Below are 22,894 nucleotides of genomic sequence, written 5' to 3'. Positions count from 1 at the left end.
TGACGTCCTTATCGCGGCGTTCGCGTCCGTGAGGTCGGTGAGGTGATTGTGGGGGACACGCCGTAGGTGTCCCCCACAAGACGTGGATGTGGTGTTTTGTCGCGCTGACGTGCGTGCTCAGCTGTCGTAGTCGACGGTCAGTGTCCCGGACACCGGGAAGGTCTGGCAGGTCAGTACGTAGCCGGCGTCGACCTCGGCGGGTTCGAGGGCGTAGTTGCGGCGCATGTCGGCCTCGCCGTCGCGGACCAGCGCGCGGCAGGTGCCGCACACGCCGCCCTTGCAGGCGAACGGCAGGTCCGGGCGCACGCGTGCGGCCGAGTCGAGGAGGGTGGTGTCCCGGGGGAGGTCGGACGTGGTGGAGCGGCCGTCGAGGACGACGGTGACCTGGCTGACCGGACCCTCGGCCCGCGCCTCGATGTGACGGACGGGGCGGATCGGCTCGTCGTCGGCGTAGAACAGTTCCTGGTGGATCCGGTCGACGGGCACGCCCAGCCCGGCCAGTACCTTCTGGGCGTCGCGGACCATGCCGTGGGGGCCGCACAGCCACCAGTGGTCCGCGCCGTGCACGTCGACGAGGCCGTCGACGAGCGCGCCGAGCCGCTCGCCGTCCAGCCGGCCGCTGAGCAGTTCGGCCTCGCGCGGCTCGCGGGACAGGACGTGCGCGAGCTGGAAGCGAGTGGGGAACAGGTCCTTCAGGTCGGCGAGTTCGTCGGCGAACATCACCGAGTCGGTGCGCCGGTTGCCGTAGAAGAGGGTGACCCGGGAGCGGTCGTCGGTGGCGAGGACCGATTCGGCGATGGACAGCATCGGTGTGATGCCCGACCCGGCGGCGATCAGCACGTGGTGGCCGGGCGTGGTGACATCGGGGGTGAAGGCGCCGGTGGGGGCCATCACCTCGACGGTGTCGCCGGGCCGGACCTCGTGCACGAGCCAGGAGGAGAACAGGCCACCGGGCACCTCGCGGACCCCGATGCGCGGGTTCGTGCCGACGGGGGAGCAGATCGAGTACGAGCGCCGCTCGTCCCGTCCGTCGACCTCGCGGCGCAGGGTGAGCGACTGCCCGGGCGCGAAGGAGAACTCCTCGGCGAGGTCGTCGGGGATCGCGAAACCGACGGCGACCGCGTCCGCGCACAGCCGCTGCACCGAGGCGACGCGCAGGGGGTGGAAGGCGGGGCGCCGACGCGCGCGCGGCGCTCCCGCGGGGGCGCCGCCGGCCGGGGCCATCAGGTCTTCCATCAGATCTCCTTGACGTACTCGAACGGCTCTCGACAGGCCCGGCAGCGCCACAGGGCCTTGCAGGAGGTGGCGGCGAAGCGGGAGGTCTCCTCGGTGTCCGCCGAGCCGCAGCGCGGACAGGCCACCGTGCGCCGGGTGGGGGACAGGACCAGGGGCACCGGGCCGGGCGTGGGCCGGGGTGCCGGGCCCGGAGGTGCGATGCCGTGCTCGGCGAGCTTGCGGCGGCCCGCCGCGGTGATCCAGTCCGTCGTCCACGGCGGATCCAGCACCGTGCGGATCTCCACCCGCTCGAACCCGGCCGCCCGCAGCCGGGCGGCGACGTCGGCGCGCATCTCCGCCATCGCCGGACAGCCCGAGTAGGTCGGGGTGAGGCTCGCGACGACCCTTCCGTCCCCCGTGACCTCGACGCCGCGCAGGACACCGAGGTCGGCCAGGGTCAGCATGGGCAGTTCGGGGTCCGGCACCTGCTCGGCGACGTGCCGGGCGCGCAGAACATCCGTCGGCATGGTCGGCACGGTCACCACACGGCCCCCGGGTGTGCGCGGGCCACACTCTGCAACTCGGCCAGCAGCGGGGCGAGATGCTCGGTGTGCCCGCCCTCGCGTCCCGTTCCCGGGGTGGGCCGCCAGGCCGGCATCGGCAGCCCCGCCGCCTCCGTGACCTGCGCCAGGACGGCGACGACCTCGTCCCGTACGTCGTGCGCCGTGAACAACTCGCCCAGGTACGGTCCGACCTGCTGAAGGGCCGCCCGCATGCGCCGGTGCGACTCCGGCGTGCCGTCGCCGAGCCGTACGGCCCAGTCGGCGGCGTACTGCCGGTGGTAGGTCAGTTCCTTGACGCCCTTGGCGGCGACGGCGCAGAGCACCGGGTCCGGGGACACCGCGAGCCTCTCGAAGTGAGCGAGCCGCCAGCTGGACAGCACCAGCAGCCGCACGACCGAGAACGCGAAGTCGCCGTTGGGGAGTTCGGTCAGGCGGACGTTGCGGAAGTCGTCCGCGTCGCGGAGGTAGGCGTAGGCGTCCTCGTCACGGCCGGTGCCGTCGACCTGGCCGCAGCGCGCGTACAGCAGCCGGGCCTGGCCGAGCAGGTCGAGGCCGATGTTGGCGAGCGCCACCTCCTCCTCCAGCTCCGGGGCGCGGGTGGTCCACTCGGCCAGGCGCTGGGCAGATACCAGGGCGTCGTCGCCGAGCGCCAGGCAGGTCGCGGCGAGTTCGGTGGCGTCCACGCCCGCGGGCACGGCGGTGTCGACACCGTGCAGCGGGTCCTCGAACCCCGTGCCGAAAGCCCAGCGGGCGTCGCCGGCCTCGTCGTGTCCCTCGGCCAGGGACAGGTAGACGTGATCGTCACTCATGTCCTGCTCCTCAGATGTGGGGGACGTCGTCGGGGATGTCGTAGAACGTCGGGTGGCGGTAGACCTTGTCGGCGCTCGGGGCGAAGAAGGGATCCTTCTCGTCGCGCGTGGAGGCGGCGATGTGCTCCGAACGCACCACCCAGATGCTCACGCCCTCGTTGCGCCGCGTGTACAGGTCGCGGGCGTGGGTGAGCGCCATCCGGTCGTCGGCGGCGTGCAGCGAGCCCACGTGCACGTGGTTCAGCCCGCGCTTGCCGCGCACGAACACCTCGTACAGCGGCCAGTTCCCCTTCGTACCCTCGGTGTCGCTCATGCCGCCGAACCTTCCTCGCGCCGCTTGTCCTGTCTGGCCGCGTGCGCGGCCGCCGCCTCCCGCACCCAGGCACCTTCCTCGTGGGCGGTCCTGCGCCGCTCCATCCGCTGGGCGTTGCAGGGGCCGTCGCCGGAGATCACCCGCTTGAGCTCGGACCAGTCGGGGGTGCCGAAGTCGTGGTGCCCGCGCTCCTCGTTCCAGCGCAGTTCGGGATCGGGCAGCGTCACGCCGAGCTTCTCGGCCTGCGGCACGGTCATGTCGACGAAGCGCCGGCGCAGTTCGTCGTTGGTGTGCCGCTTGATCTTCCAGGCCATCGACCGCGCGGAGTTCGGGGAGTCGTCGTCGGGCGGGCCGAACATCATCAGGGACGGCCACCACCAGCGGTCCACCGCGTCCTGGACCATGGCCCGCTGCTCGTCGGTGCCACGCATCATCGTCAGCAGCAGTTCGTAGCCCTGCCGCTGGTGGAACGACTCCTCCTTGCAGACCCGCACCATGGCGCGGGCGTACGGCCCGTACGAACTGCGGCACAGCGGCACCTGGTTGCAGATCGCCGCGCCGTCCACGAACCAGCCGATCACGCCGACGTCCGCGAAGGTCGGCGTCGGGTAGTTGAAGATCGACGAGTACTTCTGGCGCCCCTCGATGAGCCGCTCGGTGAGGTCGGCGCGGTCGGCGCCCAGGGTCTCGGCCGCCGAGTACAGGTACAGCCCGTGCCCGGCCTCGTCCTGGACCTTCGCGAACAGGATGGCCTTGCGGCGCAGGGACGGTGCGCGGGTGATCCACTCGCCCTCGGGCTGCATGCCGATGATCTCCGAGTGCGCGTGCTGCGCGATCTGCCGGATCAGCGTCCTGCGGTACCCCTCGGGCATCCAGTCGCGCGGCTCGATCCGCTGGTTGTGGGCGATCGTGTCGTCGAAGTGCCGCTGGAGCTCCGGCTCGTCGCGGCCGTCGGGCGGCGCCGAGGATGACGTACTGGACTGTGGTGAGGTCATCGAATCCAACTTCCCAACCGACCGTTCGTTCGGCCCATGATATGACGAATCCTGTCCGTTCCGGAAGTGCCGACCCTCGATCGGTCTCCCGTGGTGGCGGAACCCCGCGCTCACGGCCATGCGTAGAAGCCCTGTCCCGTCTTGCGCCCCAGCTCGCCGCGGGCGACCTTGGCCCGCAGCAGGGTCGGCGGTGCGAAGCGCTCACCGAGGGTGGCGTGCAGGTGGTCGGCGATGGCCAGGCGTACGTCGAGTCCGACCAGGTCCGTCAGGCGCAACGGTCCCATCGGATGCCGGTAGCCGAGGCGCATGGCGTCGTCGACGGCCTCCGGCTCGGCGACCCCCTCCTCGACCATGCGGATCGCCTCCAGGCCCAGGGCCAGGCCGAGGCGGCTGCTGGCGAACCCGGGGGAGTCCTTGACGACCACGTCCTTCTTGCCGAGGACATGCGTCCAGCCCAGGGCGGCCCGCACGACCTCGTCGCGGGTGTCCGGCGCGACCACCACCTCGACCAGCTCGGACGCGGGCACGGGGTTGAAGAAGTGCATCCCCAGGAAACGGCCGGGCCGGGTGAGGGCACAGGCGAGCTCGGTCACCGACAGCGAGCTGGTGTTGGTGGCGAGCACGGTCGTCGGCCCCACCGCCCGCTCGGCCGCGGCGAGCAGCCGGGCCTTGAGCGCGGCGTCCTCGGGGACGGCCTCCACGACGAGATCGGCGTCCGAGGGCAGATGCTCCACCGCGGTCACCGTGGTGACGCGGGCGAGCACCCGCTCGGCGGGTTCGTCGAGAACGCCCCGTTCGGCCGCCCGCCGCAGACCGGTGGCGACCCGGTCCCGTGCCGCGACCGCGGCCGGCTCATCGCCCTCCACGAGCGTCACGGCCGAGCCGGCCGTAGCGAAGGACTGTGCGATGCCGGCGCCCATGCGGCCACCACCGATCACTCCGACCACCACGGGTACCGAGGTCATGCGCGGTTCCTCTCCAGGAAGCGGGTCATGCGTTCCTCCTTGTCCTGGCCCTCGAACAGCACGGCCTGCGCCAGGTCGTCGGCGACCGGATGTGCTCCCGGCGAGTCGACGACGAGCTTGGTCAGGCGCAGAGCGGTCGGGGAGAGCCGCGCCATGCGGTCGAGCAGGGCATGTGCCTCGTCCAGGAGCTTCTCCGCCGGTACGACGTCGATGACCAGCCCGGCCGCGAGCGCCGCCGGTGCGTCGAGGTTCCGGCCGGCGAGCAGCACCTGCTTGGCGACCGACTCGCCCACCAGCTGGGGCAGCCGCCAGCAGGCACCTGCGGCGGCGAGGATGCCGAGCCCGGGCTCCGGATTGCCGAACACGGCGTCCGGTCCGGCGATGCGCAGGTCGCAGGCGTACGAGAGTTCCGCGCCGCCGCCCAGCGCCCAGCCGTCGACGGCGGCCAGCGTCGGCATCGGCAGCCGACGCACCCGCTCGAACAGGCGGCTGTTGATGCCCTGGAGCGCCTCCTCGCGACCACGCCGGCGCAGTTCCGCGATGTCGGCCCCGCCGGCGAAGACGCCGCCGTGTCCGGTGAGCAGCAGCAGCCTGGGGTCGCGTTCCAGCAGTGCGCACACCTCGTGCAGTTCGGCGATCATGCCGGCGCTGATGGCGTTGCGCGCCTCGGGGCGGTGCAGGGTGACGACCACCCGGTCCCCGCGCTCCTCGACCAGCAGCGTCTCGTACGTGCCGTAGCCGCCGCTCATACCCGCTCCACCAGCATCGCCACGCCCTGCCCGACGCCGACGCACAGGGTCGCGAGGCCGCGGCGGGCGTCCTCGCGCTCCAGGCGGCCGAGCAGGGTGAGCAGGATGCGGGCGCCGGAGCAGCCCAGGGGGTGGCCGAGGGCGATGCCGCCGCCGTCGGCGTTGACCCGTTCCTCGTCGAGCTTCAGGCGCCGCAGGACCGCCAGGGCCTGGGCGGCGAAGGCCTCGTTCAGCTCCACCGCGCCCAGGTCGCCGACTTGCCAGCCGGCCCGGTCCAGCGTCTTTTCGGTGGCCGGCACGGGGCCGAGTCCCATCAGGCGCGGCTCCACGCCGGCCGAGGCGGCGGTGACGACACGGGCCCGGGGTGTGAGGCCGTACCGCTCCACCGCCGCGCCGCTCGCGACGACCAGGGCCGCGGCGCCGTCGGAGAGCGGCGAGGAGTTGCCCGCGGTGACGATTCCCCCGGACCTGAAGGAGGTGCGCAGCCGGGCCAGCTTCTCCAGGGAGGTGTCCGGACGCGGCCCTTCGTCGCGGGTCACCTCGCCGTCCTGCACCGGCACCGGCACGATCTCGCGGTCGAAGCGGCCCGCCTGCTGGGCGGTCACCGCCCGCCGATGGCTGCGCAGGGCGAAGGCGTCGGCCTCGGCGCGGGTGATCCCGTCGAGGGCGGCCACCTCCTCGGCGGTCTCACCCATGGACAGTGTCCGGTCGGCGGCGAAGCGCGGGTTGGTGAAGCGCCAGCCGAGCGCGGAGTCGTGGACCTCGCCCGGCCTGGCCCAGGGCGTGCCGGGCTTGGCCATCACCCAGGGGGCGCGGGTCATGGACTCCACGCCGCCCGCGACGACCAGGTCGGCCTCGCCTGCCCGGATCGCCTGGGCGGCCGAGGCGACCGCGGTCAGGCCCGAGGCGCACAGCCGGTTGACGGTGTAGCCGGGCACGGTGTCCGGCAGCCCGGCCAGCAGGACGGCCATCCGGGCCACGTCCCGGTTGTCCTCGCCGGCCTGGTTGGCCGCGCCGAGGATCACCTCGTCCACGGCCTCGCCCGGTATCCCCGAGCGGCGGACGGCCTCGCCGACCACGAGGGCGGCCAGGTCGTCGGGGCGTACGGACGCCAGCGCGCCGCCGTAGCGGCCCTGCGGGGTACGGGCTCCGTCGATCAGGTAGATCTCGTCAGACATGCGCGGGCTCCTCGGAGGCGACCGGGCGGCGCGACTGGAGCGTGGCGAAGCGACCGGTGACGAAGGCGGGGTCGGACAGGGTGGCGCCGGCCGCCGGGTTGGCGGCGCTGCCGTGGAAGTCGCTGAACGCGGCGGACTGGTTGACGAACACGCCGCCGGTGAGGTTCTCCGACAGGTGGACTCCGGCCTCCAGGGCCGCCCTCTCCGCTGCCGTGAGCACGTCCTCGTCGGTGGAGTGGACCGCGGCGGTCAGCGCGCCGTGCTCGCGCACGGTCTCCAGGAGGACGCGCAGGCTGTGCTCGGTGGAGTCGGTGCCGATGACGAACGAGACGGGCCCGAACCACTCCCTCGTGTACGTCTCCCGGTCGCCCTGCGCGTCCAGCAGGGCCACCAGCGGTGTTCTGATGTCCGCCCCGGGGTGCTCGGGGTCCTCGACGGACGCCGACGCGCGCACCGTACGGCCCAGGGCCGAGGCCCGCTCCAGGCACTCACGCACCCCGTCGCCGACGATCGCTCCGAGCGTGCCGACGGCGCGGCCGGGGTCGGCGAGCAGCTCGTCGAGCGCGGCGCCGAGGTCGGCGGCGAACTCGGCGGCGGCGCGTACGCCCTGGTCCGTGGTGAAGCCCTCGCGGGGGATCAGCAGGTTCTGCGGGGTGGTGCACATCTGCCCGCTGTAGAGGGAGAGCGAGAAGGCCAGATTGCGCAGCAGGCCGCGGTAGTCGTCCGTGGAGTCCAGGACGACGGTGTTCAGCCCGGCCTTCTCGGTGTGGACGACGGCTTGGCGCGCGGTGGCCTCCAGCCAGTCGCCGAACTCGGTCGAGCCGGTGAAGTCGATGATCCGCACGTCCGGGTGCAGGGCGAGGGCACCCGCGGTGCGGTCGCCTGCCTCCTCGGCGGCGAGCACCACGACATTCCGGTCGAAGCCCGCTTCGGCCAGGACCTCGCGGGCGATGCGCACGGTGACCGCGAGGGGCAGGACGGCGCCCGGGTGCGGCTTGACGACGACGGGGTTGCCGGTGACCAGGCTGGCGAACAGGCCCGGGTAGCCGTTCCAGGTGGGGAAGGTGTTGCAGGCGATCAGCAAAGAGGCCCCGCGCCCGACCGGCGTGAACTTCTTGTCCATGGCCAGCGGGGCGCCCTTGCGCTGCGGCTTGCTCCAGCGGGCCTCGGCCGGGTGCCGCTTCTGCTCCGCCCAGGCGTACGCGACCGCCTCCAGACCGCGGTCCTGGGCGTGCGGGCCGCCGGCCTGGAACGCCATGACGAACGCCTGCCCGGTGGTGTGCTGCACGGCGTGCGCGATCTCGAAGCTCGCCGCGTTCAGCCGGGCCAGGATCTCGGCGGCGACCCCGGCGCGGACGTCGGGGCCCGCGTCACGCCAGGGCCCGGTGGCGGCCTTCGCGGCTGCCACCGCCTCGTCCGGTGCGACGCGCGGGTAGGAGATGTCGAGCGGGAAGCCGTAGGGGGAGGTCTCGGTGGGCGGCACATACGTCGTGCCGGGGTGGCCGGGCAGCTGGAACCGCCTGCCGAGCCGGTCCCGGAAGGCCGCCTCCCCGTCCCTGGGGGCGTCCTCGCCGTAGACCTTCGTGCTGGGCGACTCCGGATACGGCGTCCAGTGGTCCCGAGCCGCGGTGGCTGCCACCGCCCGGTCCAGCAGCGTGCGATGACGTTCGAAGAAGTCGGGGCGCTCGGGGGTCTCGTGGGGCATGTGGTCCACCTCTTGACGGGCAGTGGTGATGCGGGATCGCTTGGCCGCGCCGCACGCTAACCGAATGTTCGGTCGGGCCACAACGGTGGAAACAGTGACGCAGGCCACTGCCGCGACACCGGGCCCGGCCAGACGGCTCGGCCTGAGCAAGCCGGCGGCAACTCACGGGTGATGGAGGCCCCACGGGTTGGCCGTGGCGGGAGGGGGCGGTGGGGCGGGCGTGGACTGTCCGGCGGTACGGCACGGGTGCGGGGCCGACGGCGGGAGCAGTCGATAGGCGGCGATCCGGTCCGTCCTGAACCTCACCTCCGAGGTGCCGGACCCGAGACGGCCGGTGTCGTCGGGCAGTTCGCTCCAGTCCAGGGGCGCGCCCGTGTACGCCGCCATGAGGACGCCGGTGCAGCTGTCGCGTTCCCCCGTGGACAGGCCCGCGGGGAAGCCGATGGTCCGCTCGCGGCTTCCGAGGCGGGCCAGCCGGATACGCAGCGCGGGTGTCATGTCGGTCCCCGTCGCCGTGGCGGTGAGCTTCCAGAACTGGACCTGCACGGGGATCGGCTCGCACAGCGGCCCGCCGTCGGCCGGCAGGTGCGGGCGTATCACGACGACCGCCTCGTCGGCGGCGGCGGCCTGCGGGAACGACACCGCGGGGCGCAGCCACTGCGCCTGCCGCGCGGGTGACCAGGTGCCGTCCTCGCGGCAGCCGCCGGCGTGCGCGCTGCCGGTGATTCCCGCGCAGCCCGCGGTCAGCAGGGTGGCGGCCAGTGGCAACGCCACCGCCAGTGACGTCGACGACCGGCGGGTGCGATCGGTCCTGGACATGGTCTCCCTCGGTCGGCGCGGACGGAGCCGCGAAGACCTCGCGGCGTGAGGAGCAGTCTTCGCGGGCCGTTCCGACCGCCCGGGGACCGAAAGGGGGCATGTGGCCGACTTGTGATCAGCGGACGCGGTCCGGGTCCGGGGCGACCCCGGCCGTCCGTCTCGTGGGAGCGGTCCTGAGGGGCCTCCGCTCGGACTACTTGCTGGTAGAAGCGGGGTGAATCGGCTGTCTGTCGCCCGATTTCCCATGTGGTTGAACGTTTGTCATCCGTTGTCCACGCTTCTCCTGTCCAGTGCCCGGAGGCACGGCCTCGGGCCCCGCTGAAGAAGCGAGTCGAGCATGGTGCGTGTCCGTTCGTCCCTGGCCCAGTTGCCCGCCTATGTGCCGGGCCGCAAACTGCCCGGTGCGGCAGCCCTGGCCAGCAACGAGTCCCCGTACGGGATGCTGCCCGGGGTGGTGGCGAGGCTCGCTGAGCTGGCCGGTGGGGTGTCGCGGTATCCCGACATGAGCGCCGCCTCCCTGGTGGGCGCCCTGGCCCGGCATCACGGCGTCGGCCCGGAGCGGATCGCGGTGGGCGCCGGTTCCTCGGAGGTCTGCGGACAGCTGCTGCACTCGGTGGTGCACCCGGGCGACGAGGTCGTTTTCGGCTGGCGGTCCTTCGAGGCGTATCCGATCCTCACGGCGGTGGCGGGCGGCAGGGCGGTGCGGGTCCCGCTGCACGAGCACGGGCTTGACCTCGACGCCATGGCCTCGGCGGTCACCGGCCGGACCCGGCTGGTCTTCGTCTGCAACCCCAACAACCCCACCTCCACCGCGGTCGGGGAACGGGCGCTGCGCGACTTCGCGGACCGGGTCCCGGACGACGTACTGATCGTCGTGGACGAGGCCTACCGGGAGTACGCCGATCCGGCGCTGGTCCCCGACGCGCTCGGCCTGCTCGGCGACCGGCCGAACGTGGTGGTGCTGCGGACCTTCTCCAAGGCGTACGGCCTGGCGGGCCTCCGGGTCGGCTACTGCGTGGCGCCGGCGGAGATCGCCGCCGCGGTACGCAAGACGCAGGTGCCGTTCAGCGTCAGCGCACTCGCCCAGGAGGCCGCCGTCATCGCGCTCGGCGAGCGCGCGGAGGTCGCCCGCCGCGCCGCGCTCACCGTCGCCGAACGGCAGCGGGTGACAGAGCGGCTGCGGGCGCTCGGCCTCGAAGTGCCCGACTCCCAGGCCAACTTCGTCTGGCTGTCGCTCGCCGGCCGCAGCGCTGACTTCGCCCTGCACTGCCTCGACGGGAAGGTGGTCGTCCGCCCCTTCCCCGGCGAGGGCGTCCGGGTGACGATCGGCCTGCCGGAGGAGAACGACACCCTCCTCGCGCTCGCCGCGGCCTGGAGAGGCTGAGGCCGTGCGCCCCGGCCCCTACGAGCGCCACCGCGAACTGCTCCACCACGCGGTGCGGGCAATCGCCGCAGGCGAACGCTGTGCGCCCTTCACGGAGACCACCTGGCGCGGCGCCGCCGACGCCGGCATGCGGTCGACCCGGACGGCGGCGAAGGTCTTCGGATCCCTGCTGGGCCGCGCCTTCGACCTCGACCAGCCCGGTGAGCTCGGCCGGGTGGCAACCGAGTCCTCCCCGTACGGCAGGGCGATGGGCATCGGCTACCCGCGCTGCGACCCCGCGGTCCTGGTGGCGGCGGCGGGGCGGGCGACGGCCGGGTGGCGGGTCGCCGGGCTGCACCACCGGACGGGGCTGGTGCTGGAGATGCTCCGGCGGCTGAACACCCGCAGCCATGAGCTGGCCCTGGCCGTGCACCACACCACCGGTCAGCCGCTTCCGGTGGCGTACCGGGCCGCCGGACCACGTGCCCAGGACCGGGCTCTGGAGGCGATCGCCCAGGCCTTCGCCGAGTCCGAGCGCGTCCCGGCCGGCCTGCGCCGGGAGCAGACCCGCCGGCGTGGGCAGCCGCTGCCGGTGTGCGGCACCAGCACCCTGGTTCCGCGCGGGGTGTCGCTTCTCATCGGCTGTCCCGACTACCCCCTGTGGAACGGGTATCCCGGCCTGGTCACCAGCCTGGTGACCGGGAACCCCGTGATCGTGGCGCCGCATCCCCGCTCGGTGCTGCCCCTGGCGATCACCGTGCGCATCGCCCGCGAGGTGCTGGCGGAGGCCGGACAGGACCCCGACGTCGTGACCCTGGCGGTCGCGGAACCCGGGGAGCGTCTGCACCAGCGGCTGGCCACGGACCCCGCGGTGCGGATCGTCGACTTCACCGGATCGGGGCGCTTCGCCGACTGGCTGCGCCAACACGCCTGCCAGGCCTCCGTGTTCGCGACCCGGACCGGGCTGAACACCGTGATCGTGGACTCCACCGACGACTACCGGGGACTGCTGGCCGGGCTCGCCCTCGCCCTGTGCCGGTGCAGCGGCACGGTCCGGACCACGCCGCAGAACATCCTGGTGCCGCAGTCGGGCTTCGACACGGACGAGGGCCCCAAGAGCCTCAGGGAGTTCGGCGCCGACCTCGCCGAGGCCGTGGACCGGCTCCTCGCCCATCCGGCGCGGGTGGCACGGCTGGTGGGCGCGCTCACCGGCGACGAGGTGCGGGCGGCACTGGAGGAGGCCGGGCGCTACGGCCCGGTGGTGCACGCGTCGCAGCCGATGAGCCTTCCCGGCCATCCCGTCGTCGATGTGCGCAGCCCGCTCGTCGTCCGGCTCGGGGCACACAACGAACGCGTCTACACCCGGGAGTGGCCGGGGCCGGTCGCCTTCCTGGTGAGCACCGAGTCGACCGCGCACAGCCTCGACCTGTTCCGCCGTACCGTCGGCCGGCACGGTGCGCTGTTCGCCGCGGTGCACTCGACCGATCCCCTGGTGCTGGCGGCCGTCGAGACGGCCGCCCTCGACGCCGGGGTCCATCTGGTGCAGAACGTCGCCGACGACCTCCCCGCCGACCCGTCCTCGGCCATCGCCGACCTCCCCGGCGCGGGCGCCCACTTCGTCACCGGGCGGTTTTGGGTGCTGCGGTCCCGGCACGCCGCCGTGTCCTCGGTCCGGGAGCCCGCCGATGCGCTGCTCGACGTCTGAGCGGCGCGGCCGAGGGGGGCCCGGTCAGATAGTCCAGTCGGCGCCGGGGCCGCGCACCTCGTCGAAGACCAGCCAGGTCCGGCTGGAGCGCACCCCGGCGATGGCCTGGACGCGTTCCAGCACGACATGGCGCAGCGCCTCGTTGTCCGGGGTCCGCACCAGCACCAGCACGTCGAAGTCACCTCCGACGAGGGCGACATGCTCGACGTACGGGATCTCGCGCAGCGCACGCGAGATGTCCCGCCAGGCGTTCTGCTCGATGGTCACCGTGATGTACGCGCTGGTGCCGAGGCCCGCCCGCTTCGGGTTCAGACGGGCGGTGAAGCCGCTGATGACGTCCTCGGCGACCAGTCGGCCGATCCGGGTGTAGGCGTTGGCGCGCGAGATGTGCACCTGCTCGGCCAGTGCGCGGACCGACACCCGGCCGTCCTCGAGGAGCCGGCCCACGATCTGCCGGTCGATGTCGTCGAGTGAGGCGGCAGTTCGTCCGGACGCGGAGCCGGACGGCGAGTCCTTCTCAGACATATTGCGCTCCCAGGCCAGCCGGTTCGGCAGTTCATCGCCGGTTCGGCGGAAGTATTGAACACATATTCCGTAGTAGTGACCATTCTCCTGTCAAGTGTCCAGAGAAAGCGAGTGCCCTCCATGTCCGTGAAGAGCCTGCGACAGACGGTCCAGGGCCTGCTGCCGTCCCTCACCCCGGTGCGGTTCGTGGCCGAGAACGGCACTCCGGTCAAACCGCCCGCCGACTACACCGAGCCCCCGGCCGACGTGCTGCGCGAGGCGTACCGGCGGATGGTCCTGGGACGCCGGTTCGACACGCAGGCCACCGCGCTCACCAAGCAGGGGCGGCTCGCCGTCTACCCGTCCAGCCGGGGCCAGGAGGCCTGCCAGGTCGCCGCCGCGCTGGCACTGCGCCCGGACGACTGGCTCTTCCCGACCTACCGGGACTCCGTCGCCCTGGTCACCCGGGGCATCGACCCCCTGGAGGTGCTGACGCTGCTGCGCGGCGACTGGCACTGCGGATACGACCCGGCCGCCACCCGCACCGCACCGCAGTGCACCCCGCTGGCCACCCAGGTGCTGCACGCGACCGGCATGGCGGAGTCGATGCGCCGCAAGGGCGAGGACGGGGTGGCGATGGCACTCGTCGGCGACGGCGCCACCAGCGAGGGCGACTTCCACGAGGCGCTGAACTTCGCGGCCGTCTTCCGCGCGCCGGTCGTCTTCCTCGTCCAGAACAACAAGTACGCGATCTCCGTGCCGCTGGCCCGGCAGACCGCGGCGCCCGCTCTCGCCTACAAGGGCATCGGTCACGGGGTGCGCTGCGAGCAGGTCGACGGCAACGACCTGGTCGCCGTCCTGGCCGTGCTGACCGAGGCCGTCGCCCACGCCCGCGCCGGGCAGGGCCCCTTCCTGGTGGAGGCCCACACCTACCGCATGGACGCGCACACCAACGCCGACGACGCGACCCGCTACCGGGAAGCCGGCGAGGTCGAACGATGGCTCGCCGCCGACCCGCTCAGCCGGCTGGAGGCGTACCTGCGAGCGCGCGGGACGCTCACCGAGGAGGACGTCGCGGAGGCAGCGGAGCAGGCGGAGCTCCGGGCCGCGGAGCTGCGCGCGGGCATGAACGCGGAGTCCGCGCACGACCCGCTGGAGCTCTTCGAACACGTCTACGCCGAGCCGACCCCGCAACTGCGAGAACAGCGCGCCCTGCTGGCGGCCGAGCTGGCGGAGGCCGCGGAACCCACCACGCAGCAGCCCCGGTCGCAGACGCCGTTGCAGTCCCAGCAGACAGAGATGCAGACCCGGCTTCAGACTCAGGAGCGTTGACAGCCATGGCGAAGGTCACGATGGCGCAGGCGCTGAACACCGCCCTGCGTGACGCGCTGCGCGAGGACGAGCGCGTGCTCGTCTTCGGCGAGGACGTCGGTCCGCTGGGCGGCGTCTTCAGGATCACCGACGGACTGACCCGCGACTTCGGCGAGGAGCGGTGCTTCGACACCCCGCTGGCCGAGGCCGGCATCGTGGGACTGGCCGTCGGCATGGCGATGGGCGGCTTCCGGCCCGTGGTGGAGATGCAGTTCGACGCCTTCGCGTACCCGGCGTTCGAGCAGATCGCCTCGCACGTCGCCAAGCTGCGCAACCGGACCCGGGGGCGGCTCGCGCTGCCGATGGTGATCCGCATCCCCTACGCGGGCGGGATCGGCGGGGTCGAGCACCACTGCGACTCCAGCGAGGCGTACTACGCGCACACGCCCGGCCTGAAGGTCGTGACCCCGGCCACGGCCGAGGACGCCTACTGGCTGCTGCGGGACGCCGTGGCCGACCCCGATCCGGTGATCTTCCTGGAGCCGAAGAAGCTGTACTGGTCGAGGGAGGACGCCGACCTGGAGCGGCGCGGTGCGCTGCCGTTCGGGCGGGCCGCGATCCGGCGGGCGGGCCGCCACGCCACGATCGTCGCGTACGGACCGTCGGTGCCCGTCGCCCTCGCGGCCGCGGACGCCGCGGCGTCCGAGGGCGTCGAACTGGAAGTGGTGGACCTGCGGACCGTGGTGCCCTTCGACGACGAGACGGTGAGCGCCTCGGTACGCCGGACCGGGCGCTGTCTGGTCGTGCAGGAGGCCCAGGGCTTCGCCGGAGTCGGAGCGGAGATCGCCGCACGCGTCCAGGAGCGCTGCTTCCACTCGCTGGCCGCACCGGTGCTGAGGGTCGCCGGGTTCGACATCCCGTATCCGCCGCCCAAGCTCGAACACGCCCATCTGCCCGGTGTCGACCGGATCCTCGACACCGTCGACCGGCTCCAGCTCGACGACGCGCCGGACACTCGGCATCTTCTGAAGGGAGCGGTCGCATGACCACTGCGGCGCTGCGGGAGCAGTTGTTCCGGCTGCCCGACCTCGGGGAAGGGCTGACCGAGGCCGAGATCATCGAATGGAAGGTCGCGGTCGGCGACACGGTGACCGTCGACCAGATCGTCATCGAGGTCGAGACCGCCAAGGCCGCCGTCGAGGTACCGGTCCCGTACGCGGGCACGGTGCTGCGACTGCACGCGGAGGCGGGTTCGGCGCTGGGGGTGGGGGAGCCCCTGATCACGGTGGGCGAGGCGGGCACGGCACTCTCCGCCGACCCGGTCGCCCCGGCCGACGCGGCCGCGGAGCGGTACCGGGAGGAGGAACAGGCCGGCTCGGGCAACGTCCTGATCGGGTACGGGACAGGACACGGCCCGGCCCCCAGCCGTCGCCGTCGGCGGATCTCATCGCCTGTCCCCCTGCCGCACGCACCCCGGGTGATCTCGCCCCTCGTGCGCAGGATGGCTCAGGAGCACGGGATCGATGTGGCCGAGCTGTCGCCGTCCGGCCCGGCCGGTGTCGTCCTGAGACGTGACGTGGAGCAGGCCGTCGAGCGAGCCGGGCGGACGGCCTCCCCCGACCCGGTGCCGCAGTCGCAGTCCGCCCCGGAAGCCGGTGGTCAGCGCATCCCGCTGCGCGGAGTCCGCCGTGCCGTCGCGGACAAGCTCTCCCGCAGCCGCACCGAGATTCCCGACGCCACCACCTGGGTCGACGTGGACGCGACCGGCTTGCTCCAGGCCAAGAAGGCGCTGGAGGCCGCCGAACCCGGCCGCCGCATCGGGCTGCTGGCCCTGCTGGCCCGTATCTGCGTCGCCGCACTGACCCGTTACCCGGAGCTGAACTCCACGGTCGACACCGAGCGCCGGGAGATCGTCCGCTTCGGTGAGGTCCATCTGGGGTTCGCCGCCCAGACCGAGCGTGGCCTGGTCGTCCCCGTGGTCCGCGACGCCCACCGCATGACGACCGTGCAACTGGCCGCGGAACTGGCCCGGTTGACCGAGCTGGCCCGCGGCGGTGGCCTGCCGCCCGACCGTCTGACGGGTGGGACCTTCACCCTCAACAACTATGGGGTGTTCGGCGTGGACGGGTCGACGCCCATCATCAACCACCCGGAGGCAGCCCTCCTCGGGGCGGGCCGCATCGTCGACAAGCCCTGGGTGGTCGACGGCTCCCTGGCCGTCCGCAAGGTCATGCAGCTCTCCCTCAGCTTCGACCACCGGGTCTGCGACGGGGGAGTGGCCGGCGGCTTCCTGCGCCACGTGGCCGACTGCGTGGAACACCCGGCAGTCCTGCTCGCGGACGTCTGAACCGACCGAAGGACACGGAGACGCCGGCGCGGGCCTGACGCCCTAGCACTCGATGATGTTCACAGCCAGCCCGCCCCGCGCAGTCTCCTTGTACTTCACGCTCATGTCCGCCCCCGTGTCCTTCATCGTCTTGATGACCTTGTCCAGGGACACCTTGTGCGAGCCGTCCCCCCGCAGCGCCATCTTCGCCGCCGTGACCGCCTTCACCGCGGCCATGCCGTTGCGCTCGATGCAGGGGATCTGGACCAGGCCGCCGACCGGGTCGCAGGTCAGGCCCAGGTTGTGCTCCATGCCGATCTCGGCCGCGTTCTCCACCTGTTCGGGGGAGCCGCCGAGGACCTCGGCGAGGGCGCCCGCGGCCATCGAGCAGGCCGAGCCGACCTCGCCCTGGCAGCCGACCTCGGCGCCGGAGATGGAGGCGTTCTCCTTGAAGAGCATGCCGATGGCACCGGCGGCGAGCATGAACCGCACGACGCCGTCGTCATCGGCGCCGGGCACGAAGTTCATGTAGTAGTGGAGCACCGCGGGGATGATGCCGGCGGCCCCGTTGGTCGGGGCGGTCACCACCCGTCCGCCCGCCGCGTTCTCCTCGTTCACCGCCATCGCGTAGAGCGTGATCCACTCCATCGCGTGGGCCAACGGGTCGCCCTCGGCGCGGAGTTGGCGCGCGGTGACGGCCGCGCGCCGACGTACGCGAAGGCCGCCCGGCAGGATGCCTTCACGGGACATCCCGTGCGACACACACGCCCGCATCACCTGCCAGATCTCCAGCAGGCCGGCCCGGATCTCGTCCTCCGTGCGCCAGGCCCGCTCGTTCTCCAGCATCAGCGAGGAGATCGACAGACCGGTCTCCTTCGCCAGCCGCAGCAGCTCGTCGCCGGTGCGGAAGGGGTATTTCAGCACCGTGTCGTCGAGCTTGATCCGGTCCGCGCCCATGGCGTCCTCGTCGACGACGAACCCGCCGCCCACCGAGTAGTACGTCTTCGACATGAGCTCGGCGCCCGAGGCGTCGTAGGCCCACACCGTCATGCCGTTCGCGTGGTACGGAAGCGCCTTGCGGCGGTGCAGCACCAGGTCGTCGTCGAAGGAGAACGGGATCTCGCGCTCACCGAGCAGCTTCAGGACCCCCGTGGCCTTGATGTCCGCCACCCGGTCGTCCGCGTTCTCCACGTCCACCGTGCGCGGGGACGCCCCCTCCAGGCCGAGCAGCACCGCCTTCGGGGTGCCGTGGCCGTGGCCGGTCGCGCCCAGGGAGCCGTAGAGCTCGCAGCGGACCGAGGCGACGGCCGGCAGCAGGTCCTCCTTGCGCAGGCGGCGGGCGAACATGCGGGCCGCGCGCATCGGGCCGACCGTGTGGGAGCTCGACGGGCCGATGCCGATCGAGAACAGGTCGAAGACCGAGATGGCCACGGGAACTCCTTCACAAAGGGTGGGGGCACACGTCGTCGGGTGCCCCCACCGGGGAACTACTTGTTCAGACCGGCGTACAGCGGGTGCTTGTCGGCGAGGGCCTTGACCCGGGCCTTCAGTGCGTCCACGTCGTACGACGGCTTCAGTGTCTCGGCGATGACGTCCGCGACCTCGGTGAAGTCCTCGGCCGTGAAGCCGCGGGTCGCCAGGGCGGGCGTGCCGATCCGCAGGCCCGACGTGACCATCGGCGGGCGCGGGTCGTTCGGGACGGCGTTGCGGTTGACCGTGATGCCGACCTCGTGGAGACGGTCCTCGGCCTGCCGCCCGTCCAGCTCGGACTCGCGCAGGTCGACGAGGATGAGGTGCACGTCGGTGCCGCCGGAGAGCACGTCGACCCCGGCCTCCCGGGCGTCGTCGGCCGTCAGACGCTCGGCGAGGATGCGCGCACCGTCCACCGTACGCCGCTGGCGCTCCTTGAACTCCTCGCCCGCCGCGACCTTGAAGGACACCGCCTTCGCCGCGATCACGTGCTCCAGGGGACCGCCCTGGAAGCCCGGGAACACGGAGGAGTTCAGCTTCTTCGCGAACTCCTGCTTGGCGAGGATGATCCCGCCGCGCGGGCCGCCCAGCGTCTTGTGGGTGGTGGAGGTGACCACGTCCGCGTGCTCGACGGGGTTGGGGTGCAGCCCGGCCGCGACCAGACCCGCGAAGTGGGCCATGTCGACCCACAGGTACGCCTCGACCTCGTCGGCGATCCGGCGGAACTCCGCGAAGTCCAGCTGGCGCGGGTACGCCGACCAGCCCGCGATGATCACCTTGGGCCGGTGTTCGCGCGCGAGCTTCTCCAGCTCGGCCATGTCGACCAGACCGGTCGCCGGGTCCACGTGGTACGCGACGACGTCGAACTGCTTGCCGGAGAAGTTCAGCCGCATCCCGTGGGTCAGGTGACCGCCGTGGGCGAGGTCGAGCCCGAGGATGGTGTCGCCGGGCTGCGCCAGCGCGAACAGCGCGGCCTGGTTGGCCGAGGCGCCGGAGTGGGGCTGCACGTTGGCGTACTCGGCGCCGAACAGCTCCTTGACCCGGTCGATCGCGATCTGCTCGGCCACGTCGACGTGCTCGCAGCCGCCGTAGTAGCGGCGGCCGGGGTAGCCCTCGGCGTACTTGTTGGTGAGGACCGAGCCCTGCGCCTCCATGACCGCGAGCGGAGCGAAGTTCTCCGAGGCGATCATCTCGAGGGTGGACTGCTGCCTGACCAGCTCGGCGTCGACCGCGGCGGCGATCTCCGGGTCGAGCTCGTGCAGGGGCGTGTTCAGTGCGGACATCAGGTGTACGACTCCTCAGCCGGCGGAAAAGGCGGTGTACTCGTCGGCGGAGAGCAGGTCGGCCGGCTCCTCCGAGACGCGTACCTTGAACAGCCAGCCGCCCTCGAAGGGGGCGGAGTTCACCAGTGCCGGGTCGCTGACGACGTCCTCGTTGACCTCCGTGACCTCACCGGAGACGGGGGAGTACAGGTCGCTGACCGACTTGGTCGACTCCAGCTCGCCGCAGGTCTCGCCCGCGGTCACCGTGTCACCGACCTCCGGGAGCTGCACGAAGACGACATCGCCGAGCGCGTTGGCCGCGTGCTCCGTGATGCCGACCGTCGAGACGCCGTCCTCGGCGCCCGACAGCCACTCGTGCTCCTTGCTGTAGCGCAGCTGCTGGGGGTTGCTCATGGCCTGAATTCTCCTGTACGCGGGGGAGTGCTGATGAAGGGGGGACTGCGAAAGGCGTGCGTGAGCAGCGACTCTGTGCTCAGCATCACCTACGGCGGCTACTTCTGGCGCTTGTAGAACGGCAGCGCCACGACCTCGTACGGCTCGTGGCTGCCCCGGATGTCCACACCGACACCGGCCGTGCCCGGCGTCGCGTGCGCGGCGTCGACGTACGCCATCGCGATCGGCCTGCCCAGCGTGGGGGAGGGGGCGCCGGAGGTGACCTCGCCGATCACCTCGCCGTCCGCGACGACCGCGTACCCGGCACGCGGGACGCGACGCCCCTCGGCGACGAGCCCGACCAGGACACGCGGCGTTGCGGCGGCGGCGCGCTCAGCGGCCTGCTCGAGCGCCTCCCGTCCGACGAAGTCGCCGTCCTTCTCGAACTTCACGACCCGCCCGAGCCCGGCGTCGAAGGGGGTCAGCTCCCGCGAGAGCTCGTGCCCGTACAGCGGCATGCCCGCTTCCAGGCGCAGCGTGTCCCGGCAGGACAGGCCGCAGGGGATCAGGCCGACGCCCTCGCCCGCCTTCGTCAGGGCCTGCCACAGCGTCTCCGCGTCGGAAGGCGCCACGAACAGCTCGAAGCCGTCCTCCCCGGTGTACCCGGTGCGGGCGATCAGCGCGGGCACGCCGGCTACCGTGCCCGGCAGACCGGCGTAGTACTTCAGGCCGTCGAGGTCGGCGTCGGTCAGGGACGCGAGGATTCCGGGGGACTCCGGTCCCTGTACGGCGATCAGCGCGTAGGCGTCCCGGTCGTCGCGCACCTCGGCGTCGAAGCCGGCCGCGCGCTCGGTCAGCGCGTCCAGCACGACCTGGGCGTTGGATGCGTTGGCGACCACCATGAACTCGGTTGCCCCGAGCCGGTAGACGATCAGGTCGTCCAGGATGCCGCCGTCGGCCTGGCAGATCATGGTGTAGCGGGCCCGGCCGACACCGACCGAGGCGATGTTGCCGACAAGGGCGAAGTTCAGCAGCGCGGCCGCCTGCGGTCCGGTCACGGTGATCTCGCCCATGTGGGAGAGGTCGAAGAGCCCGGCTTTCGTGCGTACCGCGTTGTGCTCGTCGCGCTCGGAGCCGTAGCGCAGGGGCATGTCCCAGCCGGCGAAGTCGGTCATCGTCGCGCCCAGCGACCGATGCAGGGCATCGAGCGCGGTGCGACGGGGTTCAGAACTGCTCATCGGACGTCGTCTCCAAGGATCCCAGGACAGGGGTGTGACGGGCGAGGTGGTTCCTCCCCATCTGTCATCGGAACCTGAGAGGTTCGCCATGAAGAACATGGCTTGCACCTTGGGTGGAGCCGCCTTCAGGTCGGCGGCCCGCTTTTCAGATGTGCCTCGCCCGCGCGGTAACGGGGGCCTGAGAGATTCAAGGGAGGGACTTGCTCCTTCGGCGCCCGGGTACACGTACCCGGGACTCTCCCGCGCGGATTCAAGCGGCCGGTATGCAGTTGGCGCGGACATCATTGCACGCCCCGGACGCCGACGGCAGGGCCGCATCTGCTCCTCCCTTTGTGACTGCCCTGTGGCGGTACGCGTACAGAAACGCGAGAGATCATCCATTACCTTCTCTTTACGCTCGGTGGGGAGGGAAACCCCGATCCCGGAGGAGGACGATGACGGTGAACAGGACCACGGTGTACGCGACGACCTCGGCGATCGCGCTGCCCGAGCAGCCCGCGGCCCACGCCGTCGAGGCCCGCGGCACCCGCCCGGTCGTCCGTGACCTGCGCGACCGCGCGGGCCGCAGCCCGCACGCCCTGCTCTTCGGCCCGGGGGACGTCGTCGTCATCACCGGCCTGCCCGGCAGCGGCAAGTCCACGCTGATGAAGCGTGCGGTCAACGGGATCAGGATCGACTCCCAGGACACCCGCGACCGCTGGGACGGCCGGCTGTCCCGCTTACTGCCGTACGCCGTCTACCGCCCCCTGGTCCGGCTCGCGCACTACGCCGGGCTGCGCCGCGCCCTGCGCTCCGGCGAGGGAGTCGTCGTGCACGACTGCGGCACGCAGACCTGGGTGCGGGGCTGGCTGGCCCGCGAGGCTCGGCGCCGGGGCGGCACCCTGCGTCTGCTGCTGCTCGACGTCTCGGCGGAGACCGCGCTGGAGGGCCAGCGCGAGCGCGGCCGGGGCGTCTCGCGGTACGCCTTCCTGCGGCACCGCGGTGCCGCCGCCCGGCTGATCCGCTCCGTGGAGCGCGGTGACCTGCCCCAGGGCTGCGGTTCGGCGGTGCTGATCGACCGAGACGCGGCGGCCGTGCTGCGGCGGATCGGGTTCACGGGCTGAGGCGCTGGGTTTCCCGGGCTGAGCCACCTTGCGCCGCACCCGCTAGCCTTCAGCCACATCAACAGCGGTTCACAGCAGGCGGTCAGACAGATGGACTTCCCGGCGGATCTTCCCGCGGACTTTCCAGGGCAAGCGCACCCGCACCCCCATCCGCACGGCGGATGGCCCGGCAACGAGCTGGAGGAGGTGCTCTCGGCCTCCCTCGGCATGCCCTCGGCGGGCGGCCGGATCATCGAGGTGCTCGGACGCAGCTTCGTCTGGATCCCGCTGCCGAACGGCGGCGGTCCGCACAGCGGCCCCCTCGACCTGCCCACTCTGGAGATCGGGGGCCAGGCCTTCGTCCCGGTCTTCAGCTCCGAGGAGCAGTTCCGCCAGGTCGTCGGCAGCCATCTGTCGTACACCATCGCCCCGGCGGTCGAGTTCGCCCGCGGTCTGCCCCCGCACGTGGGCATCGCGGTGAACCCCGACGGTGTGGTCGGCGTGCCCCTCCCGCCCGCCGCCGTCGCCGACCTGTGCCGGGTGGGCCGCACCCCGCTGGACGGGCCCAACACCGGTGGCCGGGTCAAGCTCTACGAGCCGGACTGGCAGGACGACCCGGTCGACTTCCTGGCGGCCGCGTCCGCCGAGTTCGCGGCCACCGGAGTGGTCCTCACGGCCCGCCGCTGCCTGGCCGCCATCGAGACGGCCGACCCGGTCATGTTCGTGGGCGTGGAACTCTCCCAGTGGGAGGGCGACCTGCGCACCCTGCCGATGGACGCCCTCGGCCGGGCGCTGGGGCACACCCCGGTGCCATGGCCGGTCAACCTGGTCCTGCTGGACGTGGCGGACGACCCGGTGGGCCACTGGATGCGCGAGCAGGTACGGCCCTTCTACCTGCACGGTCACTAGACCTGTTGTCAGGGGTGCCA

22 protein-coding genes and 1 riboswitch are annotated in these 22,894 nt (G+C 72.3%); of the genes, 7 read left to right on the top strand and 15 right to left on the bottom strand.

All coding sequences use genetic code 11. The annotated features are described in order from the left end of the window. Positions 1 to 117 precede the first annotated feature (117 nt). The 10 genes from paaE to ABZT06_RS18300 form a co-directional block, all read right to left on the bottom strand. On the bottom strand, positions 118 to 1,236 hold the full coding sequence (gene paaE, locus ABZT06_RS18345; protein WP_355741406.1) for a 1,2-phenylacetyl-CoA epoxidase subunit PaaE: 1,119 nt from the start codon (positions 1,234 to 1,236) through the stop codon (positions 118 to 120). Beyond that, positions 1,236 to 1,742, bottom strand: coding sequence for a 1,2-phenylacetyl-CoA epoxidase subunit PaaD (gene paaD, locus ABZT06_RS18340; RefSeq protein ID WP_355741404.1), 507 nt, complete (start codon positions 1,740 to 1,742; stop codon positions 1,236 to 1,238). The genes paaE and paaD overlap by 1 nt, the downstream gene beginning before the upstream one ends. Before the next feature lie 11 nt (positions 1,743 to 1,753). Beyond that, positions 1,754 to 2,587, bottom strand: a complete 834-nt coding sequence (gene paaC, locus ABZT06_RS18335) for a 1,2-phenylacetyl-CoA epoxidase subunit PaaC (RefSeq protein WP_355741402.1) — start codon at positions 2,585 to 2,587, stop codon at positions 1,754 to 1,756. A 10-nt stretch (positions 2,588 to 2,597) separates the two neighbouring features. Further along, positions 2,598 to 2,900, bottom strand: coding sequence for a 1,2-phenylacetyl-CoA epoxidase subunit PaaB (paaB, locus tag ABZT06_RS18330; protein WP_031052834.1), 303 nt, complete (start codon positions 2,898 to 2,900; stop codon positions 2,598 to 2,600). Further along, entirely contained in the window at positions 2,897 to 3,895 is a 999-nt protein-coding gene (paaA, locus tag ABZT06_RS18325) for a 1,2-phenylacetyl-CoA epoxidase subunit PaaA (RefSeq protein WP_355741399.1), read from the bottom strand. The genes paaB and paaA overlap by 4 nt, the downstream gene beginning before the upstream one ends. 110 nt (positions 3,896 to 4,005) lie before the next feature. Then, positions 4,006 to 4,860, bottom strand: coding sequence for a 3-hydroxyacyl-CoA dehydrogenase family protein (locus ABZT06_RS18320; protein ID WP_355741397.1), 855 nt, complete (start codon positions 4,858 to 4,860; stop codon positions 4,006 to 4,008). Beyond that, positions 4,857 to 5,609, bottom strand: coding sequence for an enoyl-CoA hydratase/isomerase family protein (locus ABZT06_RS18315; RefSeq protein ID WP_355741395.1), 753 nt, complete (start codon positions 5,607 to 5,609; stop codon positions 4,857 to 4,859). The genes ABZT06_RS18320 and ABZT06_RS18315 overlap by 4 nt, the downstream gene beginning before the upstream one ends. Beyond that, entirely contained in the window at positions 5,606 to 6,787 is a 1,182-nt protein-coding gene (locus ABZT06_RS18310) for a thiolase family protein (protein WP_355741393.1), read from the bottom strand. The genes ABZT06_RS18315 and ABZT06_RS18310 overlap by 4 nt, the downstream gene beginning before the upstream one ends. Continuing rightward, on the bottom strand, positions 6,780 to 8,492 hold the full coding sequence (paaN, locus tag ABZT06_RS18305) for a phenylacetic acid degradation protein PaaN (protein ID WP_355741391.1): 1,713 nt from the start codon (positions 8,490 to 8,492) through the stop codon (positions 6,780 to 6,782). Before paaN ends, ABZT06_RS18310 begins: the two co-directional genes overlap by 8 nt. A 162-nt stretch (positions 8,493 to 8,654) precedes the next feature. Further along, positions 8,655 to 9,311, bottom strand: a complete 657-nt coding sequence (locus tag ABZT06_RS18300; RefSeq protein ID WP_355741389.1) for a hypothetical protein — start codon at positions 9,309 to 9,311, stop codon at positions 8,655 to 8,657. 337 nt (positions 9,312 to 9,648) lie between these two features. On the opposite strand from ABZT06_RS18300, the gene hisC reads away from it, so the two are divergent. Continuing rightward, positions 9,649 to 10,695 (top strand): histidinol-phosphate transaminase, encoded by a 1,047-nt coding sequence (hisC, locus tag ABZT06_RS18295; RefSeq protein ID WP_355741387.1) that lies wholly within the window; start codon positions 9,649 to 9,651, stop codon positions 10,693 to 10,695. Positions 10,696 to 10,699: 4 nt separating this feature from the next. After that, a complete protein-coding gene (locus tag ABZT06_RS18290) occupies positions 10,700 to 12,379 on the top strand; it encodes an aldehyde dehydrogenase family protein (protein WP_355741385.1) in 1,680 nt (559 codons plus the stop codon). A gap of 24 nt (positions 12,380 to 12,403) precedes the next feature. Here ABZT06_RS18290 and ABZT06_RS18285 read toward each other — a convergent pair whose 3' ends face one another. Beyond that, positions 12,404 to 12,904 carry an Lrp/AsnC family transcriptional regulator gene (locus tag ABZT06_RS18285; protein ID WP_355741383.1) on the bottom strand — a complete coding sequence of 167 codons (501 nt, stop codon included), beginning with the start codon at positions 12,902 to 12,904 and terminating at the stop codon, positions 12,404 to 12,406. A gap of 120 nt (positions 12,905 to 13,024) precedes the next feature. Here ABZT06_RS18285 and pdhA point away from each other — a divergent pair, with 120 nt between their 5' ends. The 3 genes from pdhA to ABZT06_RS18270 are packed head-to-tail and all read left to right on the top strand — an operon-like array spanning position 13,025 to position 16,541. Next, a complete protein-coding gene (gene pdhA / locus ABZT06_RS18280; protein ID WP_355741381.1) occupies positions 13,025 to 14,215 on the top strand; it encodes a pyruvate dehydrogenase (acetyl-transferring) E1 component subunit alpha in 1,191 nt (396 codons plus the stop codon). 5 nt (positions 14,216 to 14,220) lie between these two features. Then, entirely contained in the window at positions 14,221 to 15,240 is a 1,020-nt protein-coding gene (locus tag ABZT06_RS18275) for an alpha-ketoacid dehydrogenase subunit beta (RefSeq protein ID WP_355741379.1), read from the top strand. Beyond that, entirely contained in the window at positions 15,237 to 16,541 is a 1,305-nt protein-coding gene (locus ABZT06_RS18270; RefSeq protein ID WP_355741377.1) for a dihydrolipoamide acetyltransferase family protein, read from the top strand. Before ABZT06_RS18275 ends, ABZT06_RS18270 begins: the two co-directional genes overlap by 4 nt. A gap of 42 nt (positions 16,542 to 16,583) precedes the next feature. Here the strand turns inward: ABZT06_RS18270 and ABZT06_RS18265 are convergent, their stop codons facing one another. The 4 genes from ABZT06_RS18265 to gcvT form a co-directional block, all read right to left on the bottom strand. Then, complete coding sequence (locus tag ABZT06_RS18265) at positions 16,584 to 17,951, bottom strand: L-serine ammonia-lyase (protein WP_355741375.1); 1,368 nt, start codon at positions 17,949 to 17,951, stop codon at positions 16,584 to 16,586. 56 nt (positions 17,952 to 18,007) lie between these two features. Next, positions 18,008 to 19,273: a serine hydroxymethyltransferase gene (gene glyA / locus ABZT06_RS18260; protein WP_355741373.1), complete on the bottom strand. Its 1,266-nt coding sequence runs from the start codon at positions 19,271 to 19,273 to the stop codon at positions 18,008 to 18,010. A 15-nt stretch (positions 19,274 to 19,288) separates the two neighbouring features. After that, on the bottom strand, positions 19,289 to 19,666 hold the full coding sequence (gcvH, locus tag ABZT06_RS18255; RefSeq protein ID WP_031058756.1) for a glycine cleavage system protein GcvH: 378 nt from the start codon (positions 19,664 to 19,666) through the stop codon (positions 19,289 to 19,291). 98 nt (positions 19,667 to 19,764) lie between these two features. Next, complete coding sequence (gene gcvT / locus ABZT06_RS18250) at positions 19,765 to 20,883, bottom strand: glycine cleavage system aminomethyltransferase GcvT (protein WP_355741370.1); 1,119 nt, start codon at positions 20,881 to 20,883, stop codon at positions 19,765 to 19,767. Positions 20,884 to 21,038: 155 nt separating this feature from the next. Further along, positions 21,039 to 21,136, bottom strand: a riboswitch (glycine riboswitch). 181 nt (positions 21,137 to 21,317) lie between these two features. Here gcvT and ABZT06_RS18245 point away from each other — a divergent pair. After that, a complete protein-coding gene (locus ABZT06_RS18245; RefSeq protein WP_355741368.1) occupies positions 21,318 to 21,986 on the top strand; it encodes an AAA family ATPase in 669 nt (222 codons plus the stop codon). A 90-nt stretch (positions 21,987 to 22,076) separates the two neighbouring features. After that, complete coding sequence (locus ABZT06_RS18240) at positions 22,077 to 22,874, top strand: enhanced serine sensitivity protein SseB (RefSeq protein WP_355741366.1); 798 nt, start codon at positions 22,077 to 22,079, stop codon at positions 22,872 to 22,874. Positions 22,875 to 22,894 lie beyond the last annotated feature (20 nt).

The sequence above is a fragment of the Streptomyces sp. NPDC005483 genome (genome assembly GCF_040606035.1).
In the GTDB taxonomy this organism is placed as follows: domain Bacteria; phylum Actinomycetota; class Actinomycetes; order Streptomycetales; family Streptomycetaceae; genus Streptomyces.
Note: the sequence above shows the minus strand (reverse complement) of the source record. Positions and strands in the feature narration are given on the sequence as shown.

Excerpts from the sequence above, each read along its gene's own strand:
- hisC (WP_355741387.1), top strand. The coding sequence starts at position 9,649 with ATGGTGCGTGTCCGTTCGTCCCTGGCCCAGTTGCCCGCCTATGTGCCG.
- gcvH (WP_031058756.1), bottom strand. The coding sequence starts at position 19,666 with ATGAGCAACCCCCAGCAGCTGCGCTACAGCAAGGAGCACGAGTGGCTG.
- paaC (WP_355741402.1), bottom strand. The coding sequence starts at position 2,587 with ATGAGTGACGATCACGTCTACCTGTCCCTGGCCGAGGGACACGACGAG.
- paaN (WP_355741391.1), bottom strand. The coding sequence starts at position 8,492 with ATGCCCCACGAGACCCCCGAGCGCCCCGACTTCTTCGAACGTCATCGC.
- ABZT06_RS18320 (WP_355741397.1), bottom strand. The coding sequence starts at position 4,860 with ATGACCTCGGTACCCGTGGTGGTCGGAGTGATCGGTGGTGGCCGCATG.
- pdhA (WP_355741381.1), top strand. The coding sequence starts at position 13,025 with ATGTCCGTGAAGAGCCTGCGACAGACGGTCCAGGGCCTGCTGCCGTCC.
- ABZT06_RS18315 (WP_355741395.1), bottom strand. The coding sequence starts at position 5,609 with ATGAGCGGCGGCTACGGCACGTACGAGACGCTGCTGGTCGAGGAGCGC.
- paaD (WP_355741404.1), bottom strand. The coding sequence starts at position 1,742 with ATGCCGACGGATGTTCTGCGCGCCCGGCACGTCGCCGAGCAGGTGCCG.
- paaA (WP_355741399.1), bottom strand. The coding sequence starts at position 3,895 with ATGACCTCACCACAGTCCAGTACGTCATCCTCGGCGCCGCCCGACGGC.
- gcvT (WP_355741370.1), bottom strand. The coding sequence starts at position 20,883 with ATGAGCAGTTCTGAACCCCGTCGCACCGCGCTCGATGCCCTGCATCGG.
- ABZT06_RS18245 (WP_355741368.1), top strand. The coding sequence starts at position 21,318 with ATGACGGTGAACAGGACCACGGTGTACGCGACGACCTCGGCGATCGCG.
- paaB (WP_031052834.1), bottom strand. The coding sequence starts at position 2,900 with ATGAGCGACACCGAGGGTACGAAGGGGAACTGGCCGCTGTACGAGGTG.
- ABZT06_RS18275 (WP_355741379.1), top strand. The coding sequence starts at position 14,221 with ATGGCGAAGGTCACGATGGCGCAGGCGCTGAACACCGCCCTGCGTGAC.
- glyA (WP_355741373.1), bottom strand. The coding sequence starts at position 19,273 with ATGTCCGCACTGAACACGCCCCTGCACGAGCTCGACCCGGAGATCGCC.
- ABZT06_RS18285 (WP_355741383.1), bottom strand. The coding sequence starts at position 12,904 with ATGTCTGAGAAGGACTCGCCGTCCGGCTCCGCGTCCGGACGAACTGCC.
- ABZT06_RS18240 (WP_355741366.1), top strand. The coding sequence starts at position 22,077 with ATGGACTTCCCGGCGGATCTTCCCGCGGACTTTCCAGGGCAAGCGCAC.
- ABZT06_RS18300 (WP_355741389.1), bottom strand. The coding sequence starts at position 9,311 with ATGTCCAGGACCGATCGCACCCGCCGGTCGTCGACGTCACTGGCGGTG.
- ABZT06_RS18310 (WP_355741393.1), bottom strand. The coding sequence starts at position 6,787 with ATGTCTGACGAGATCTACCTGATCGACGGAGCCCGTACCCCGCAGGGC.
- ABZT06_RS18270 (WP_355741377.1), top strand. The coding sequence starts at position 15,237 with ATGACCACTGCGGCGCTGCGGGAGCAGTTGTTCCGGCTGCCCGACCTC.
- paaE (WP_355741406.1), bottom strand. The coding sequence starts at position 1,236 with ATGGAAGACCTGATGGCCCCGGCCGGCGGCGCCCCCGCGGGAGCGCCG.